General features: G+C 69.0%; 16 protein-coding genes. 6 read left to right on the top strand and 10 right to left on the bottom strand.

Going from position 1 to position 18957, the window contains the following annotated elements; genetic code table 11:
* Positions 1–150: 150 nt before the first annotated feature.
* Together ybaK and ABI214_RS21650 are read left to right on the top strand one after the other, a co-directional pair.
* Positions 151–645 carry a Cys-tRNA(Pro) deacylase gene (gene ybaK, locus ABI214_RS21655; RefSeq protein WP_348604513.1) on the top strand — a complete coding sequence of 165 codons (495 nt, stop codon included), beginning with the start codon at positions 151–153 and terminating at the stop codon, positions 643–645.
* 68 nt (positions 646–713) lie between these two features.
* Positions 714–1739, top strand: a complete 1026-nt coding sequence (locus ABI214_RS21650; RefSeq protein WP_348604512.1) for an LLM class flavin-dependent oxidoreductase — start codon at positions 714–716, stop codon at positions 1737–1739.
* Here the strand turns inward: ABI214_RS21650 and ABI214_RS21645 are convergent.
* Positions 1726–2481 carry an SOS response-associated peptidase gene (locus ABI214_RS21645; protein ID WP_348604510.1) on the bottom strand — a complete coding sequence of 252 codons (756 nt, stop codon included), beginning with the start codon at positions 2479–2481 and terminating at the stop codon, positions 1726–1728. The genes ABI214_RS21650 and ABI214_RS21645 overlap by 14 nt on opposite strands.
* 110 nt (positions 2482–2591) lie before the next feature.
* On the opposite strand from ABI214_RS21645, the gene aroA reads away from it, so the two are divergent.
* The 3 genes from aroA (at position 2592) to ABI214_RS21630 (ending at position 7027) form a co-directional block, all read left to right on the top strand.
* Complete coding sequence (aroA, locus tag ABI214_RS21640; RefSeq protein ID WP_348604509.1) at positions 2592–3920, top strand: 3-phosphoshikimate 1-carboxyvinyltransferase; 1329 nt, start codon at positions 2592–2594, stop codon at positions 3918–3920.
* Positions 3866–4909, top strand: coding sequence for a ribosome small subunit-dependent GTPase A (rsgA, locus tag ABI214_RS21635; protein ID WP_348604508.1), 1044 nt, complete (start codon positions 3866–3868; stop codon positions 4907–4909). Before aroA ends, rsgA begins: the two co-directional genes overlap by 55 nt.
* Positions 4910–5005: 96 nt before the next feature.
* Positions 5006–7027 (top strand): CocE/NonD family hydrolase, encoded by a 2022-nt coding sequence (locus tag ABI214_RS21630; protein WP_408586259.1) that lies wholly within the window; start codon positions 5006–5008, stop codon positions 7025–7027.
* A 75-nt stretch (positions 7028–7102) separates the two neighbouring features.
* On the opposite strand, the gene ABI214_RS21625 is transcribed toward ABI214_RS21630, so the two are convergent.
* From ABI214_RS21625 to ABI214_RS21590, 8 genes are all read right to left on the bottom strand, one after another.
* On the bottom strand, positions 7103–8389 hold the full coding sequence (locus tag ABI214_RS21625; protein ID WP_348604507.1) for an NADH:flavin oxidoreductase: 1287 nt from the start codon (positions 8387–8389) through the stop codon (positions 7103–7105).
* A 113-nt stretch (positions 8390–8502) separates the two neighbouring features.
* Positions 8503–8886 (bottom strand): SHOCT domain-containing protein, encoded by a 384-nt coding sequence (locus tag ABI214_RS21620; protein ID WP_348604506.1) that lies wholly within the window; start codon positions 8884–8886, stop codon positions 8503–8505.
* A gap of 182 nt (positions 8887–9068) precedes the next feature.
* Positions 9069–10307 carry a fatty acid desaturase family protein gene (locus ABI214_RS21615; protein WP_348604504.1) on the bottom strand — a complete coding sequence of 413 codons (1239 nt, stop codon included), beginning with the start codon at positions 10305–10307 and terminating at the stop codon, positions 9069–9071.
* A 70-nt stretch (positions 10308–10377) separates the two neighbouring features.
* Positions 10378–11637, bottom strand: a complete 1260-nt coding sequence (locus ABI214_RS21610; RefSeq protein WP_348604503.1) for a fatty acid desaturase family protein — start codon at positions 11635–11637, stop codon at positions 10378–10380.
* Between the two features lie 121 nt (positions 11638–11758).
* The gene (locus tag ABI214_RS21605; protein ID WP_348604502.1) at positions 11759–12874 is read right to left on the bottom strand and encodes a ferredoxin reductase; all 1116 of its coding nucleotides are present in this window, start codon (positions 12872–12874) and stop codon (positions 11759–11761) included.
* A gap of 101 nt (positions 12875–12975) precedes the next feature.
* A complete protein-coding gene (locus tag ABI214_RS21600) occupies positions 12976–13491 on the bottom strand; it encodes a DUF6912 family protein (protein ID WP_408586256.1) in 516 nt (171 codons plus the stop codon).
* A 33-nt stretch (positions 13492–13524) separates the two neighbouring features.
* Positions 13525–14967: a WS/DGAT/MGAT family O-acyltransferase gene (locus ABI214_RS21595; RefSeq protein ID WP_348604501.1), complete on the bottom strand. Its 1443-nt coding sequence runs from the start codon at positions 14965–14967 to the stop codon at positions 13525–13527.
* Entirely contained in the window at positions 14967–15419 is a 453-nt protein-coding gene (locus ABI214_RS21590; protein ID WP_348604500.1) for an HAD-IA family hydrolase, read from the bottom strand. The genes ABI214_RS21595 and ABI214_RS21590 overlap by 1 nt, the downstream gene beginning before the upstream one ends.
* A 364-nt stretch (positions 15420–15783) precedes the next feature.
* On the opposite strand from ABI214_RS21590, the gene ABI214_RS21585 reads away from it, so the two are divergent.
* Entirely contained in the window at positions 15784–16134 is a 351-nt protein-coding gene (locus ABI214_RS21585) for an Rv3235 family protein (protein WP_280761271.1), read from the top strand.
* 10 nt (positions 16135–16144) lie between these two features.
* On the opposite strand, the gene secA is transcribed toward ABI214_RS21585, so the two are convergent.
* Positions 16145–18949, bottom strand: a complete 2805-nt coding sequence (secA, locus tag ABI214_RS21580) for a preprotein translocase subunit SecA (RefSeq protein WP_408586253.1) — start codon at positions 18947–18949, stop codon at positions 16145–16147.
* Positions 18950–18957 lie beyond the last annotated feature (8 nt).

Raw genomic sequence — 18957 nt, 5'->3', positions numbered from 1 at the left:
GAACACGTTCTGCACACAACACCGGCACGAACCACTCCCTTCGCTGACGGGGCTTTCGCGAGAATCAACAGCGCGCCCGTGTCGTCTGTTCCCGACCGCCGCGACGAGGTGCGCGCGGCGACGGTCCGGGCTCGCCCTAGAGTCGTCGTCATGGCCGGAACCTCGACTCCCGCAACGAAGCTGCTCGACAAGGAGAAGGTGGCGCACCGGATCCACAGTTACGACCACGATGCGCGGGCCGCGTCGTACGGTGACGAGGCCGTCGACTCGCTGGCAGGTCACGTCGGGGTGGAGCCCGCCCAGATCTTCAAGACGCTCGTGATCAAGACGGACGCGGGCAAGCTCGCCGTGGCGGTGCTGCCGGTGCCGTCGAAGCTGTCCCTCAAGGCGGCCGCGGCGGCGGTGGGCGCGAGCAAGGCGGTCATGGCCGAGCAGGCCGACGCCGAACGCTCCACCGGGTACGTCCTGGGCGGCATCTCACCACTCGGCCAGCGCAAGCGGTTGCCAACGGTGATCGACGCGTCCGCGCTGACGTGGGACCGGGTGCTGTGCAGTGCCGGGCGGCGGGGCCTCGAGGTCGATCTGGCGCCGCAGGATCTGGTGCGGCTGACGGGTGCGGCGGTCGCCGACATTACTGCCGGCTGAACGACGAGGAATCTGCGCGCGGGCGCCGCTGTTGCCCACAGAGAAGAATCTTCGACGAACGAAAGACGGTGTCCGGCGTGACTGGCCTCTCCCTGCCCCTGTCCATCCTCGACCTGGCTCATGTCGGCGCGGACGAGACCCCCGCAGACAGCTTCCGGGCCAGCGTCGAGATGGCCCGCAACGCGGAACGGTGGGGCTACAGCCGGATCTGGTACGCCGAGCACCACAACATGCCTGCGATCGCGTCGTCGGCGACGAGCGTGCTGATCGCGCATGTCGCCGCGCACACCGAGACGATCCGGCTGGGCGCGGGCGGCATCATGCTCCCCAACCACGCTCCGCTGACCATCGCCGAACAGTTCGGCACGCTCGCCGAGCTGCACCCGGGCCGCATCGACCTGGGGCTGGGCCGCGCACCGGGCAGCGACCAACAGACCATGCGGGCGCTGCGCCGCGACCCGAGTTCCTCGGACTCGTTCCCGCAGGACGTACTCGAGCTGCAGGGCTACCTGACCGGGCCGTCGCGCATCCCGGGAATCGAGGCGACACCCGGCAAGGGCACCAACGTCCCGCTGTACGTCCTGGGGTCCTCGCTGTTCGGTGCCCAACTGGCCGCGGCGCTGGGTCTGCCGTACGCGTTCGCGTCGCACTTCGCCCCGGGCGCGCTGCTCGACGCGATCGAGATCTACCGCCGCGAGTTCCGGCCGTCGGCGCAGCTGGCCGAGCCGTACGTGATCGCGGCGGTCAACGTGATCGCCGCGGACACCGACGAGGAGGCGGAGCGGCAGTTCCTCGAGACCAAGCGCAAGCGGGTGGGGCTGTTCGTGGGCCGCGGCCGGACATTCACGCCCGAGGAGGCGGACCAGATCCTCGAGTCGCCGGCGGGCCGACAGGTGCTCGCGATGGTGCGGTACACGGCCGTCGGCACCCCCACGGTCGCGCGGGACTACCTGGACCGTTTCGCCGAGCGGACCGGAGCGGACGAGCTGATGGTCGTGTCCTCGGCGACGGAGCGGAAGGCGTGGATGCGCTCGCTCGAACTGGTCGCCGACGTCACCGGGCTCGCGTCGCGGTCGGCGGTCACAGCAGGCTGATCTGCTCGCCCTCGCGCTCCCCGTTGTCGGGCGCCAGCAGCTCGGGCCCGTTGTTGCGGACGCTGTTGACCTTGGGTGACACGCGTCGGATGTCGACGGCGGCGACGGACTCGAGGCTCGGCCGGATCAGGTCGGGGTGACCGAGGCTGTCGGGGTCGAGCCAGGCGTCCCAGCGCTCGGGCGGCAGGATCAGCGGCATCCGGTCGTGGACGTTCGCGAGCTGGTCCACCGAGTCGGTCGTGAGGATCGTGGTGCTCAGCAGCGGCGGCGACGTCGGCGCCTTCGGGTCGTGCCACACGGCCCACAGGCCGGCCATGAACATCCGCTGCCCGTCGCCGCGGGACATGAAGTACGGCACCTTGAGCGCCTTGCCGTCGGCCGTGGGCTCGGTCTGCCACTCGTACCAGCCGTCCATCGGGACCAGGCAGCGCTTGAACCGCAGCGACGTCTTGAACGCCGCCTTGGTGGCGACGGTCTCGGACCGCGCGTTGAACAGCGGCGCGCCCTTGCCCGGCTCGGTCGCGTACGACGGCACCAGGCCCCAGCGCATGCGGCGGATCCGGCGGCGCACCGGGCTGTCGTCGTCGCCGCGGTCGTGACGCGCGACGACGGTGAGCACCTGCGTCGTGGGCGCGACGTTGTAGTCCGCCGTCTCCGGACCGGACTCCCCCGTCTCGTTCACGGCGTCGAGTTCCACCGCGAGTGTCGCCGGGTCGGCCGTCGTCGCGTACCTGCCGCACATGCCTCGTACCGTCCTCTCCCGGTCCGGCCGCGCTCTCGACCGGTGTGACCGTCCCCTCCCATGCTGGCACGGTTGCCACACCGCGCCCACGCATAGGCGAAGATGGACGGGTGAGTCGTGAGAGCCTGTGGAGAGCGCCCCGAGCCGATGTACCCGTGAACGCGTCCGTGACGCTGCCCGGATCGAAGTCGATCACCAACCGGGCCCTCATCCTCGCGGCGCTCGCATCCGGGCCGTCCACGATCACCGGGGCGCTGCGCAGCCGCGACACCGACCTCATGATCCAGGGCCTGCAGGCGCTCGGTGTCTCGATCACCGCGACACCCGACGCCGCGACCGGCACCACGCTGCGGGTCGTCCCCGGCCCGATGACCGGCGGCGCCGTCGACTGCGGTCTCGCCGGCACGGTGATGCGCTTCCTGCCGCCCGTCGCCGCGCTGGCCGACGGCACCGTCGCGATCGACGGTGACGAGCAGGCCCGGACGCGTCCACTCGGCACGATCCTCGAGGCGCTGCGGGGACTGGGCGCCGACATCGACGGCGACGCGCTGCCCTTCACGGTCCACGGACGCGGCGGTCTGCGCGGCGGCACCGTGACGATCGACGCGTCCGGGTCGTCGCAGTTCGTCTCCGGCCTGCTGCTGTCGGCGGCTCGCTTCGACGAGGGCGTCACGGTCCGCCACCAGGGCGGCTCGCTGCCGTCGATGCCGCACATCGACATGACCGTCGACATGCTCCGGGCCGCCGGGGTGACGGTCCTGACGCCCGGCGAGAGCGGCGATGCCGACACGTGGAAGGTGCTGCCGGGCAACATCGATCCGGTCGACTGGGTGATCGAGCCGGACCTGTCGAACGCGACGCCGTTCCTCGCCGCGGCCGCCGTCACCGGAGGGACCGTGCGGGTGCCGCTGTGGCCGGCGCGCACGACGCAGCCGGGTGACGCGATCCGCGGGATCCTCGCCGACATGGGCGCCGACGTGACTCTCTCCGCAGGCACTGTCGGCACGCTCACCGTCACCGGCCCGAAGTCCCTGCGCGGCATCGACATCGACCTGCGCGACATCGGCGAGCTCACCCCCACCGTCGCGGCCCTCGCGGCCCTGGCGGACGGCCCGTCGCTGCTGCGCGGCATCGCGCACCTGCGCGGCCACGAGACCGACCGGCTGGCCGCGCTCGCCACCGAGATCAACAAGCTCGGCGGCGCGGTCACCGAGACCGACGACGGCCTGCGCATCGAGCCGCGCCCGCTGCACGGCGCGCAGTGGCATTCGTACGCCGATCACCGGATGGCGACGGCCGGCGCGATCATCGGGCTGGTCGTCGACGGCGTCGACATCGAGGATGTCGGCACCACCGCCAAGACGCTGCCCGGGTTCGAGAACCTGTGGGCGGCAATGCTGGACGAGTCCGCCTCCGCCGAGCAGGGGGCGCTGTCCTGAGCCGCCGGCAGTACGACGAGTCCGACGTCCGGATCCGCCCGGGCAAGGGGACGCGGCCACGGACCAAGAACCGGCCCGAGCACGCCGACGCCGCCGAGGCGATGGTGGTCTCGAAGGACCGGGGCCGCTGGGGCGTCGTGCTGGGCGGCGACCCGGACCGCCCCGTTGTCACCATGCGGGCCCGGGAACTCGGCCGCACCCCGATCGTGGTGGGCGACCAGGTGAGCGTCGTCGGCGATCTGTCCGGCAAGCCGGACACGCTGGCGCGGATCGTGCGCGTCGCGGATCGGACGACCGTGCTGCGCCGCACCGCCGACGACACCGATCCGTTCGAGCGGATCGTCGTCGCCAACGCTGAACAACTGCTGATCGTCGTCGCGTTGGCCGATCCGCCGCCGCGCACCGGATTCGTCGAGCGCGCCCTCGTCGCCGCCTACGTCGGCGGGCTGAAACCGGTTCTGTGCCTGACGAAGAGCGATCTCGCGACGCCGGACGAGTTCGCGGCGACGTTCGCCGACCTCGACATCCCCGTCGTGGTCGCCGGTCGGGACGACCCGATCGAGCCGGTGACGGAAATCCTCGAGGGCCGCCTGACCGCACTCATCGGACACTCGGGTGTCGGCAAGTCCACGATGGTCAACCGCCTGGTGCCCGACGCGGACCGGGCTACGGGTGTCGTGTCCGGCGTGGGCAAGGGCCGGCACACCTCGACGCAGTCGGTGGCGCTGCCGCTGCCCGGCGGCGGCTGGGTGGTCGACACGCCCGGCATCCGCTCGTTCGGGCTCGCGCACATCTCCCCCGAGAACGTGGTCGATGCGTTCACCGATCTGGCCGCCGCCGCCGAGGACTGCCCGCGCGGGTGCACGCACCTGGGCCCGCCCGCGGACCCCGAATGCGCCCTGGACAAGCTCACCGGCAAGTCCGCGGGCCGCGTCGAGGCGGTGCGCCGACTGCTCGTCGCGCTGATGTCGAACGAGTCCTGGACGTAATCCAGGTATCTGCTACTCGTAGTACCCAAATTCTCCCCGACACGCATTAGGGTGTGCGCACCATCACGATCCGCGCCATCCACCGGGGGGACCACAGTGCGAAGCCTTCTACGCCACCGCGGCCTGCGATTCGGCCCGTCGGCAATCGTCGCCCTGACGGCCGTAGCGGTCGGCCTGGCCGTCGGAACACCTGCAGCAGTCGCCGATCCCACCGGCGGGGCCGCCGGACAGGCGTGGACCGCGACCACCGACGGGCCGAACCAGTACCCGGGCATCGCCGTCCAGGAGGACGTGCCGATCCGGATGAGCGACGGCGTCGTGCTCCGTGCGAGCGTCTACCGCCCGGCCGACGCGTCCGGCACGGCGATCGACACCAAACTGCCGACGATCTTCAACATCACGCCCTACACGCGGCTCGTCCCGGCCCTGGCCGACGCCGCGAGCGCCCATCCGGTGCTCGGGCAGGCCGTCGCCCAGCTGGGCGCGGCCGACCTGTCCGGCACGCCGTTCGACGGGATCACCGAGCTGACCGGCGGGCTCGGCGGCGGCTTGCTGCGCACGTTCGGCGTCAACCGCAACCTCGTGCAGAACGGGTACGTGCAGGTGGTCGTCGACGTCCGCGGCACCGGCTACTCGGAGGGCGTCTGGGACGTCCTGGGTGACCGCGAGCAACAGGACACCGTCGAGGTGTTCGACTGGGCCCGATCCCAACCGTGGTCGGACGGCGCGCTCGGCATGGCCGGCGTGTCGTACTCCGCGATCAACAGCCTGCACGCCGCCGACAAGCGGCCGCAGGGCCTGAAGGCCATCTTCCCGGTCGAGCCGTCCGAGGACCTGGCCCGCGAGATTGTCGCCACCGGAGGGGCTTTCGGAGCCGGCTTCATGCCGGCGTGGCTGATCGCCGTCAACGGGCTCAAGTTCGTCCCGATCGACTCGCTGCTGCGCGGCGACTTCGATCCGCAGTGGCTCGTCGACCGACTGGCGGATCCTGCGGTGATGTTCCCGCAGATGTTCGATGCCGTGCTGGACGAGCGTGGCGAGGCAGCGAACGACGGACCTTTCTACGACGTCCGCAACGCCGACGTCGAGCGCATCGAGGTGCCGACGTTCGTCACCGGCGGCTGGCACGACATCTTCGGCCGCGGCGAGCCCCGGATCTTCGACCGACTGCAGTTGCCGGCCGGACAGAAACAGCTGCTGATGGGCAACGGCTACCACATCAATCCCGGTCTGGGTCACGGCAAGGAGGGCGCGCCGCCGCGCCTCGACGTGCTCGAACGTGCGTGGTTCGACAAGTGGATCAAGGGAATCGACAACGGCATCGACCGATACGGCCCGGTCACGCTGCACCAGCAGGGCGGCGGGTGGATCACCGCCTCGCAGTATCCGCGTGCCGGGGCCGAATACCAGCGCCTGTATCTGACCGGCACCCCGTCCGGTTCCGCACCCCACGCCGCGGTCGACGGCTCGCTGGCCACGTCAGCGCCCGCCGCCGCGAGCACCCACAGCGTCGCGCCGGGGCTGCGCGCGGCATGCTCGCGCGACGCCGCGCAGGGCACGGCCGGATTGGGCGCGCTCCTGGGGTCGGCGTGCACCGAGGACGCCCGCTTCGCCGAGGCCGAGGCGTTGACGTTCACCACCGCCCCGGTCACCGAGGCCACCGAGATCTCCGGTCCTATCGCGGTGCACCTGCTCACCACGACCGATGCCCCGGAGGGATTCTGGTCGGTCACCGTCAACGACGTCGCCCCCGACGGTCGTTCGACGGTCCTCACCAACGGCGCGCTGCTGTCGTCGCGCAGCGCACTCGACGAGTCGAAGAGCGAGAAGGACTCCTCCGGCGCCTACACGGTTCCGGTCGCCGACCTGGGTGCCGACACCAAGCGCGTCGTCACGCCCGGGGTTCCGCTCGTCCTCGACATCGGACTTGGCGGCACCGAGGCGAACATCGCGCCGGGTCACCGCCTGCGGGTGGACATCTCGGCCGCGAGCTTCCCGCGTTACCTGCCGATGCTGCCGGACCTGCAGGCAACCGGGCTGAAGCCGCAGCGCCTGTTGATCGACCCGGCGAATCCGAATTTCGTCAACGTACCGGTCGTCGGCAACGCCGGTTGGTGACGGTCACCCGACCTCGAACGCGCAACGCCCGCCCCAACTTTCGGGGCGGGCGCCTCGCCGTCTGCGCGCGTCGGATCACGCGGGTGTGATCGGCAGTTCCTTCGACCGGTCCGCGGTGAACGAGGTGGACGCGGCGGACCCGGCCGCGCTGTGGGTGCTGTCCGGGTCGAGCACGCAGTGCGTGCGCCCGTACACGGTGTACATGCACTTGTTGTTGTGGTTGCAGCGGCCGGAGACACTGTGGTCGGCCTTGATCCGATTCATCAGGTCCGGCTCCCGCAGCAGCGCGCGGCCCATTGCGACGAAGCCGAAGCCCTCACGCATACCGGTCGCGATGTGGTCGTAGTTGTTGATGCCGCCCAACAGGATCAGTTGTGTGTTCGCCACGACCGGAACGAACTGGCGGGCCGATTCGAGCATGTAGAGGTCCTCGTACGGGTAGGTGCCCAGCGCCCGCTTGCCGAACAGCCGGACGCCGGTCTTGAACGGCTCCTTCATCACGGCCGCGAACTCGTCGACGGGGACGTCACCGCGGAAGAGGTACATCTGCTTGAAGAACGACGACCCCTGGGTCAGCTCGATGGCGTCGAGGTTGCGGTCCTGATCGAGGAGCTGCACCGTCCGCAGGGACTCGGAGAGCCAGATGCTGCCGCGGATCCCGTCGTCCATGCTGATCTTGGCGGTGACCGCGATCCGGTCACCGACGACCTCCCTCACCCGCTGCGCGATCTCCCGCACCAGCCGGGACCGGTTGTCGATGGTGCCGCCGTATTCGTCCTTGCGGCGGTTGAGAAGTGGGCTCAGGAACGAGCTCGGTAGGTAGAGGTGACCGAAGTGCAGCTCGACCGCGTCGAAGCCCGCCTCGACGGCGATCTCGGCCGCCTCGCCGAACTGGTCTATGACGCGGCGAATCTCGGATGCGGTGATCTCCCGGCAGTATTCGAGCGACGACGGGTTGATCACCCGGCTCGGCGACATTGCCGTCACGCCGGTGATCTTCTTCGACGCCACCACACCGGCGTGACCGAGCTGGGCGGCGATGGCACCGCCCGCGTCGTGGACCGCGTCGGTCAGCCGTCGCAGACCCGGCAGGGCCTTGCGGCTCATCAGGATCTGTCCGGGCGCGCTGGCTCCTTCGGGAGCGACACAGCAGTACGCGACCGTGGTCATGCCGACGCCGCCCCGAACGAAGCCGAGATGGAAGTCGATCAGGTCGTCCGTGACGAGTCCCTCGGGGGACCGTCCCTCCGACGTGGCGGCCTTGATGATGCGGTTGCGGAGTCGAACCGGTCCCAGGGTTGCGGGGGCGAACGGGTCCGGGGTCACCGACACCGTGTCGGTGGGTAGTCCTGCGATGGTCATGAGTCGCCCTTCACTTCGATCCAGTGTGACGGGCACCACGATTCGCGGAGGGTCACCGTGGGGTCAATACGGTGTCCCTTCCAACGGACAACCTGTTTGGATCGGATGCGCTCTCAACCCACGCGGCGGGCGCGTGCCTCGAGAACTCGGTACTCCTCGTCGGTGATTGCTCCCGAGTCGAGCAGCGACTTCGCCGTCGCGAGGTCGCGCTCCGACGACCTGCCCGCCGCCTGCCGGATGTAGTCGTCCTCGGCCTGCCGGAAATGCCGGTCCGCGGCCGCCGCGCGGTCCACCATGCCGTGGCCGCGCGCGATCAGGTACACCACCTCGCCGATGACGGGAAGGACGAACAGGACCACGACCCACACGGCCTTCCCCCAGCCGGGGGTCCGGTGGTCCCGGAACAGATCGGCGAGGATCGAGAAGAGCACCATCACATAGGCCGCGAACGCGAAGCACGCGAAGACCAGCCAGAAGAAATCCCAGAACGAGTCCATCGTCCGCTCCGTTCCCACACCAAGTCGACCAGACGCTGTTCGTCAACTGTACTGTCCCGGCGGCGCGCCCGCCGAGCGCAGGAAGTCGGCACGGTCGCCGGCCAGACAAGTACGCCCGGATCCCCGTGGTGGCTGACACCGGATCGGTATGTGCCACCCCGGGAATCCGGGCGTCCATCGTTCTAGCGCGACACCAGTGCGCGCAGGCCGCGGCGCTTCTTCGATGCCTTGATCGCCGAGAGCAGGCCGCTGCGGCGGCCCGTCGACGGGTCGATCGTCGCGGTGGTGTTGCCACCGAACTTGCGTTCCGACGCCGTTTCAGGGGCGTCGTCGGACGTGTCCTTGAGGTACTTGTTCGGCAGCGACAGCTTGGCGATGGTGCGCCACGCCTTGGCGTACTGCACCGGCAGTGGACCGGTGGTGTACGGCAGGTCGTACTTCTCGCACAGCACCCGCACCTTGACCGCGATCTCTGCGTACCGGTTGGACGGCAGGTCCGGGTAGATGTGGTGCTCGATCTGGTAGCTGAGGTTGCCGGTCATGAAGTCCATGACCCGACCGCCGGAGATGTTCGCGCTGCCGAGCATCTGCCGCAGGTACCACTCGGCGTGCGTCTCGTTGTCGACGTCCGCCTTGGTGAACTTCTCGGCCCCGTCCGGGAAGTGACCGCAGAAGATCACCGCGTTGGTCCACAGGTTCCGGATGACGCCGGCCGTGAGGTTCGCGGTGAGGGTCGTCTTCCACGCCTTGCCGGTGAGCGCCGGGTAGACCACGTAGTCCTTGAGGGTCTGCTTGGCGATCTTCGCGCCGACCTCTTTCGCGTTCCGCTTGGTGTACTCGCGGTCGTCGCGGCCGGCCGCCACCCGGCCCAGCTCGAGCAGCTGGATCGCGATGCCGTACTCGAACAGCAGCGCGAGGACCGCGTTGTACGCCAGATTGCCGTAGTTGAACGGCCGCCACTTCTGGTCGCGGGTGACGCGCAGCAGGCCGTATCCCACGTCGTCGTCCATACCCAGGATGTTCGTGTACTTGTGGTGCAGGTAGTTGTGGGTCTGCTTCCAGTGCGCCGACGGATCGACGTTGTCCCACTCCCAGCTCGCGGAGTGGACCTCGGGATCGTTCATCCAGTCCCACTGCCCGTGCATCACGTTGTGCCCGAGCTCCATGTTCTCGATGATCTTCGCGACGCCGAGCATGCCGGTGCCGAGCCACCACAGGGGCCGCTTGCGGCTGCCGAACAGCACGGCGCGGCCACCGATCTCGAGTCCGCGCTGCAGTCGGATGGTGTTGCGGATGTAGCGGGCGTCGCGCTCGCCGCGCGACTCCTCGACATCCCGACGGATGGCGTCGAGCTCGCGCCCGAGGGCCTCGACGTCGGCATCCGTCAGATGCGCATACTCCTTGATGTCCGTAATCGCCACGCGCCTACCGTACCGTAAGTTACGCCACCGTAGGTTAACTCCGTGTGACTGTGAGGCAAGTCACTTTAGCCTACTTTCGGCGCTGTGCGCGACGCTTTTCCACCCGCACCTCGGCGTGCGCACGCAGCGCCGACAGCAGCCCGCGACGCTGCCCGGTCTCGGCGTCGATCCGCAGCGCCTCCGCGATCCGGGACCCACTGAGTTGGAACTTGTGCTCCGACGACGTCTCCGGGGCGTCGTCCGAGGTCCGCTTCAGGAAGCGGTCCGGCAGCGCCAGCTTGTGGATCGTCCGCAGTGCGAGCAGGTATTGCTTGCTCAGCGGACCGGTCGTGTAGGGCAGGTCGTACTTCTCGCACAACCCTCGCACCCGCACCGCGATCTCGCCGTACCGGTTCGACGGCAGATCCGGGAAGAGGTGGTGCTCGATCTGGTAGCTGAGGTTGCCGGTCAGGAATGCCATCACCGGACCGGCGTCGACGTTGGCGCTGCCGAGCATCTGCCGCAGGTACCACTGCGGGCGCGTCTCGGTGGCGAACTGTTCGACGGTGAACTTCTCGGCACCGTCCGGAAAGTGCCCACAGAAGATGACCGCATACGCCCACAGGTTCCGGACCAGGTTGGCCGTCGCATTCGCCGCCAGCGTGTGTTTCCACGCCCGCCCGGTCAGCGCCGGGAACAGCACGAAGTCCTTGCCGACCTGACGGACGATCTTGACCGCGAACTGCTTGTTGGGCGCCGAAGTCCACTGCCCCGGTTCGACGCCCTCGAGCTTCTTCTGCGCCGCGAGGTCGTGCAGCGCGATGCCCCACTCGAACGTCGCGGCCAGAATCACGTTCGCGATCGGCTGCAGCAGGTTGATCGGCCGCCACTTCTCGTCGCGAGTCATACGCAGGATCCCGAATCCCACGTCGTCGTCCATCCCGACGATGTTCGTGTACGTGTGGTGCGTGTAGTTGTGCGCACGCTTCCAGTGCTCGGACGGCCCGGTCATGTCCCACTCCCACGTCGTGGAGTGGATCTCCGGATCGTTCATCCAGTCCCACTGGCCGTGGGTGACGTTGTGCCCGAGCTCCATGTTCTCGATGATCTTGGCGAGCGAGAGCATCGCCGTGCCCACCGCCCACACGGGACGACGTCGCCCGCCGAACAGCGCCACGCGGGCGCCCAGCTCGAGCGAACGCTGCAGCCTGATCGTGCGCCGGATGTAGCGGGCATCGCGAACGCCTCGAGACTCCTCGACGTCGCGACGAATCGCATCCAACTCGTGCCCGAGGGCTTCGATGTCGACATCGGTGAGGTGGGCGAACTCTTTGATATCGGTGATTGCCACCGAGGGTCCTCCGTTGGATAGAACAGTTCACAGGCGTCGACGACCGACGCGAGGCACTGTGCGCAACGATACGCGCAAATAGGCACCCGACGACCTGTCGGCCGCCGAGATCACAGGAAACTCACACGTCCAGCGTGCAGTCTCCCGCCGCCGCCGAGATGCAGGTCTGGATGCGCTCGCCCTCCGAGTGCTCCTTGCCGTTGCGCAGATCGACCGCGTGTCCCGATTCGAGCGGCACCACGCACGTCTGGCAGATACCCATGCGGCAGCCGAACGGCATCAGCACACCGGCCTTCTCGCCGGCCTCGAGCAGCGTCGTCGCGCCGTCGGCCTGGACCTCCTTGCCGGAGCGACCGAACGTGACGGTGCCGCCCTCGCCGGACAGGTCGGCCCGCGACACCGCGAACCGTTCCAGGTGCAGCTGCGGCGCGATCCCCTCGCGCTCCCACGTCTTCTCGATCTCGTCGAGCATCATGAGCGGGCCGCACGCCCACGTCTGACGTTCCCGCCAGTCCGGGCACACCTCGTCGAGCTCGGACAGCGTGAACTTGCCCTCCGAGCGCGTGTGCCGCACGTGGCGGCGGAACGACGCGTGCGCCTCGTGCAGCTGGGTGAGCTCGTCGCCGAACATGACGGCGTCCTCGGTGGGTGCCGAATGGACGTGCACGATGTCGGGCAGCTCGCCGCGGCGGTCCATCGTCCGCAGCATCGACATCACCGGAGTGACACCGCTGCCGGCGGTGAGGAACAGGATCTTCTGCGGCGGCGGCTCCGGCAGCGCGAAGTTGCCGGTCGGGGCCGCGAGCCGCACGATCGTGCCCGACGGCACGCCCGTCACGAGGTGGCTCGACAGGAAACCCTCGGGCATCGCCTTGACCGTGATCGAGATCAGCTTGTTGTCGACGTTGGGTGCTGAGGTGAGCGAGTACGAGCGCCAGTGCCACCGGCCGTCGACGAGGATGCCGATGCCGACGTACTGGCCCGGCTGGTAGTCGAAGTCGAAACCCCACCCCGGCTTGATCACCAGGGTCGCCGAGTCGGCCGTCTCCGGACGGACCTCGACGATCCGCCCGCGCAACTCGCGCGCCGACCACAGCGGGTTGACCAGGTGGAGGTAGTCGTCGGGAAGCAGCGGCGTCGTCAACCGGGTGACGGCACCGCGCACCAGGTTAGCCACGGACCGGTTCGAACCCGCGACCCTCGCCGCAGGCGCCTCGATCCAGCTCTTCAGTCCCATCCGACCTCCATCTCGTGTGAGTAGGGCCAGCGTAGGTCATGGGCTACGGTCGCGTAAGTTGCGCCCGCATAGTGAGCCCGAGTAAGGATCCGCAAGCGGAGTCAGAGCAGCTCGAGCAGGAACGCCAGCTCCTGGGTCGCGTACCAGGCTAGCTCGTGGTCCTCGGCGTCTCCCAGCACGAACTCCGCGTCCTCGTCCCCGAGATCGGCGGCGTCGACCACCGCGACCGCCTTCTCGACGTCGGACTCGGCCTCGGCGAGGTCGACGTGCACCGACGCCACCTGGGCGAGGCGCACGACGTCGCCGAGCCGGACGACCGCGTCGTCGAGATCGGGACGCGGCTTCACCTCGTCGACGTCCGCCGCGATCACCGCGCGCCGGTAGTGCGGCGCGGCGCCGTCTCCCCCCTCCTCCGGGGCGGCGGCCGCGATCAGTCGCAGCGACGCACGCGCAGCCTCCGCCATCGCGACCTCGGAGAGTTCGTCGTCGTCCCCGGAGTGGTACGCCTCGCGCAGCGCCGGGGTGACCGCGAAGGCGGTCCGGCTCACCGGGGACAACTCACGCTCGTCGACCAACTGCCGCAGCATCGCGATGGTCGCGGGAATGTAGACCCTCACGCCCGACCTCCGGCCACCAGCACCCACACCGACTCAGCCACTGGCATCCACCAACTCCTCGAGAGATTCGTGCAACGACGCGGCAACCACGTCCACATCCGTCATGGCGTCGCGATCCGCATTCAAACCGTAGTGGACGTAACCGTCGTACGACGTCAACGCAATGCTGAGCGTCTGATTCTTCAGCAGCGGCGACACCGGGTACATCTCGACCATCCGCATCCCTGCCAGGTAGAGCGGGATCTGCGGCCCGGGGGCATTGGTCACCATCACGTTGAACATGCGCTGCGACAGATTGCTGGCGACGCGGGCCCCGCGCGCGTGCAACGATGCCGGCGCGAAGCCCGACAACCGGATCATCGTCCGTGCCGTCACCTGTCGGCTCTGCCGCGCGAACGCCTCCGTCGCGTGCGCGACGTGCGAGAGTCGCACCACCGGATTCGGCTCGCCCACAGGCAGATCCACCAGGAACGACGACGTCCGCCCGTGCGGCAGGCCCACCTCGTCGTCGCCGCACACGTCGATGACGCTCGCCCCGTTCGTCCCGGGCTGTGCCTCGCAGATCGACATGGGCGCCAGGGCCCGCACCGTCGTCGACTCCGACACCGGTTCCCCACGCGAGAGCAGCCAGGTCCGCAGCGCGCCCGCCACCACGGTGAGGACGACGTCGTTGATCGAGCAGCCGTAGCGTGCGCGGATCTTCCGGTAGCGCTCGAGATCGGTCCGCGCCACGGTGAACCGCCGGTTGCGGGAGATGGTTGCGTTGAGCGGGCTCGACGGGGCCGGCTGCGCAGCGGTACGGACCAGAGCGGCGACCTTGCCGACCGCATCGGCCGCCCCGTCGATCACCGACGACATGTCCCCCAGGGTCATCCGGAGCGTCTCGAGCCCCTCCCGCGGCTGCGACACCAGTTGCGCCAGTGCCCCGGCGACGAGGGCCGCCTCGCTCGGTGCCGGCTCGGGCATCCACAGGTCGTCGGTGGCGGGCCGCGGTTCGTCCTCCTCGTCGAGGATCACCTGGCTGATCTCGAGTGCCCGTTCCCCGTCGACGAGCGCCGAGTGCGACTTGGTGAACACCGCACAGCGGTTGTCCGCCAACCCCTCGACGACGTACATCTCCCACAACGGCCTGGTGGTGTCCAGCGGCCGGGACGTCAACCGCGCCACCAGGTCGTGCAGCTGTTCGTCGGTCCCCGGCGACGGGACCGCGGACCGCCGAACGTGATACGTGATGTCGAAGTCGGGGTCGTCGACCCAGACCGGTCGCGCGAGCCCGAACGCGATCTCGCGAACCTTCTGCCGATAACGTGGAACCAGGTGCAGCCGACTCTCGATCAGCCGCAACACGGCCTCGAAGTCGAGCCCGGACTCGGGCAACTCCAGGATCGCGAGCGAACCCATCTGCATCGGTGTGCTGCTCGCGTCGAGGAAGTAGAACGACGCGTCCTGCGTCGTCAGCCTGGTCGCCTTCGCCATCAACGCCCCCTGCTCTGCGAATCTTCCGAATCGCCGTCGCCCGATCCGCGGTCCGTGCCCGAATCGAGAAGGATCGCAATCTCTTCCACCGCAACCGTCGGATCGGCGTGATGTACCCCCACCATGCCTGCCTCGGCGGCACCGTGCACGTTCGTCGCCAGATCGTCGACGAAGACGCACTCCCCCGCATCCAGCCCGAGCCGGGCGGCGGTCAACGCGTAGATCCTCGGATCCGGCTTGGCCATCCCGACATCGCCCGACAGCACCACCTCGTCGACGAACGGACCGGCCAGGTCCCGCAGCCCCTGCGCCGCCGGCCCGCCCGGATCGTTGCTCAGGATCGCGGTGCGTATCCCGTGGCGGCGCGCGTCCGCGACGACCCGGGCCATCAGTCCCGGATCCGAACCCGGTCCGCCGAGCACTCCGCCGAAGTCCAGCACCAATCCGCGCACGCCCTCACACTAGGACCCGCCGATCACGATGGCGAGACGAGCCGATCGACCGGTGCGCCCCTCTCGCTTTTCGCCGACCGACGTGCCATGCTGTGCGCCAGATTCCGTCCTCTCCGCGGAGTCGACCCCAACCGCTGTCGCCACGCGGCAGCACACGTCGACGCGGGTACCGCCGCACATGCGACCGCGGTACCGGAGAGGTCAGAGAATGAACACTGCGCACCGGTTCCTTTCCCGGGCACCACAATTCGAGCCGCCGGCGAGCGACGCCATCGCGCCTGCACCGTGCCGCACCACACCGACCTCGGCGGCGTCGCCGTCCGCGCGGCGGTCCCCGCACAGCGGTCGGTCACCCCGACGATCCGTGTCCCCCGACGAGGCCGCACCACCTGACGCCCGCCGCTTCGCCGAGCAGGCCTTGCGTCTCACGCTCGAAGTGATGGACCGCCGTCGCACACCGACCCAACTGCGCACGGTGGCCACACCTGCGGTGGTGGACGTCGTGCACTCCCTGGCCCGCGCGGGCGTCGCGGGAAGCCGACTCGGGACGGCCACCCTCGAACGCGTTCGAGTGCGCCCGGTACGACCCGACGCCGCCGAGGTGTTCGGTACCTACAACCGCGCCGGCCGGGTGTTCGCCGTCGCCGCGCGTATCGAACGCGGCGTCGGCGCACACCCGGCCGGTTGGGCGATCACGTCCTTGCGGATCGCCTAGGTCTCGGCGGTCAGCGCCTGCGCTTGGACTTGGGCGCCTTGTTCGCCTTGGCGTCCACGCGGGCGGCCTCCCGGCGCTCCCGGCGGGTGCCCGCGGGGGCGTCGGAGTCGCCTGCGACGCGGCTGACATGCGCGGTGCCGTCCTCCGCCGGACCTGACAGCGTCAGCCCGCGAGGCTGGTTGTCGTCGAGCCCCTTGGCCCGGAGCGCGACCGGCGCCTTCTCCTCGGCGACGGCCTGCTCCGACGGCAGCGGCTGCGGCGTCTGCTGGGAGAGCGCCGGACCACCCGCCGCCGCAGCGGCCGCGGTCGCCGCCGTCACGCTCACCGGCGCCCCGCCGCCCTGCGGGGTCCCGGCCTCGACCTGCAGGTTGAACAGGAAGCCGACCGACTCCTCCTTGAGACCGTCGAGCATCGCGGTGAACATGTCGAAGCCCTCGCGCTGGTACTCGACCAGCGGATCGCGCTGCGCCATCGCCCGCAGGCCGATGCCCTCCTTGAGGTAGTCCATCTCGTAGAGATGCTCACGCCACTTGCGGTCCAGCACCGACAGCATCACGCGGCGCTCGAGCTCACGCATGCCGCCCTCGCCGGCGATCTCGTTGATCTGCTGCTCCCGCTTGGCGTACGCGTCGCGCGCGTCCTGCAGGAGCGCCTCGAGCAGTTCCTCACGGCCCAGGTCCGACTCGCCGGCCTCGGCTGAATCGACGAGCTCGTTGTGGTCGATGCCGACCGGGTACAGCGTCTTCAGCGCCGTCCACAGCTGCTCGAGATCCCAGTCCTCGACGTAACCCTCGGCGGTGGCACCATTGACGTACGCGGTGACGACGTCCGTGATCATCGCCTCGACCTGGCCCTCGAGGTCCTCGCCCTCGAGGATGCGGCGCCGCTCGGCGTAGATGACGGTGCGCTGCTGGTTCATCACCTCGTCGTACTTGAGGACGTTCTTGCGGATCTCGAAGTTCTGCTGCTCGACCTGCGTCTGCGCGCTCTTGATCGCCTTGGAGACCATCTTGGCCTCGATCGGGACGTCGTCGGGCAGGTTCAGGCGCGTCATGATCGACTCGAGCGCGGCGCCGTTGAACCGCCGCATCAACTCGTCGCCCAACGACAGGTAGAAGCGGGACTCACCCGGATCGCCCTGGCGGCCGGAACGACCGCGCAGCTGGTTGTCGATCCGGCGAGACTCGTGCCGCTCCGTGCCGAGGACGTAGAGACCGCCCGCGTCACGGACCTTCTCGGCATCGTCCTTGACCTCGGACTTGACCTTGTCGAGGACGCCGTCCCACGCCGCCTCGTACTCCTCCGGATTGTGCACCGGGTCGAGGCCCTGCTTGCGCAGCACGATGTCGGCGATGATGTCGGGGTTGCCGCCGAGCACGACGTCCGTGCCACGACCGGCCATGTTGGTCGCGACGGTGACGGCACCGGAACGTCCGGCCTCGGCGACGATGGTCGCCTCCTGCTCGTGGAACTTCGCGTTGAGCACGTTGTGCGCGACACCCCGCTTGGTGAACTGCCGCGACAGGTACTCCGAGCGCTCGACACTCGTGGTGCCGATCAGGACCGGCTGGCCCTTCTCGTGCCGCTCGACGACGTCGTCGACGACCGCGTCGAACTTGGCCTCTTCGGTCTTGTAGATCAGGTCGCCGTTGTCGACGCGGACCAGCGGTCGGTTCGTCGGGATCGGGATGACGCCCAGGCCGTACGTCTGGTGCAGCTCGGCGGCCTCCGTCTCGGCCGTACCGGTCATGCCCGACAGCTTGTCGTACAGGCGGAAGTAGTTCTGCAGCGTGATGGTCGCCAGGGTCTGGTTCTCGGCCTTGATCTCGACCCGTTCCTTGGCCTCGATCGCCTGGTGCATGCCCTCGTTGTAGCGACGGCCGACGAGGATGCGTCCGGTGAACTCGTCGACGATGATGACCTCGCCGTCGCGGACGATGTAGTCCTTGTCGCGCTGGTAGAGCTCCTTCGCCTTGATGGCGTTGTTCAGGTAGCTCACCAGCGGCGAGTTCGCCGCCTCGTACAGGTTGTCGATACCGAGCTGGTCCTCGACGAACTCGACGCCGCCCTCGTGCACGCCGATCGTGCGCTTCTTGATGTCGACCTCGTAGTGGACGTCCCGCTTGAGCAGCGGCGCGATGCGCGCGAACTCGCTGTACCACTTGCTCGACGCGTCGGCCGGACCCGAGATGATCAGCGGGGTACGGGCCTCGTCGATGAGGATCGAGTCGACCTCGTCGACGACGGCGAAGTTGTGGCCACGCTGCACGAGGTCGTCGAGCGTGTGCGTCATGTTGTCGCGCAGGTAGTCGAAGCCGAACTCGTTGTTCGTGCCGTACGTGATGTCGGCCGCGTACGCGTCGCGCCGCTGCGCGGGCGTCATGCCGGACAGGATCACGTCGACCTCGAGCCCGAGGAAGCGGTGGACACGACCCATCCACTCGGAGTCACGCTTGGCGAGGTAGTCGTTGACGGTGACGACGTGGACGCCGTCACCGGAGATCGCGTTGAGGTACGCCGGGAGCACACAGGTGAGGGTCTTGCCCTCACCGGTCTTCATCTCGGCGACGTTGCCGAAGTGCAGCGCCGCACCGCCCATGACCTGGACGTCGAAGTGGCGCTGGCTCAGCACACGGCTCGCGGCCTCACGGGCGACGGCGAACGCCTCGGGCAGCATCTCGTCGAGCGTCTCGCCGTCGGCGTAACGCTTCTTGAACTCGTCGGTTTTGGCCCGCAGCTGCTCATCGGACAGCGCCTCCACCTCCGGAGAGAGGGAGGAGACATGGTCGGCGATGTGCTTGAGCCGCTTGACCATGCGACCTT

The sequence above is a fragment of the Prescottella soli genome (assembly GCF_040024445.1).
Taxonomy (GTDB): Bacteria; Actinomycetota; Actinomycetes; order Mycobacteriales; family Mycobacteriaceae; genus Prescottella; species Prescottella soli.
Note: the sequence above shows the minus strand (reverse complement) of the source record. Positions and strands in the feature narration are given on the sequence as shown.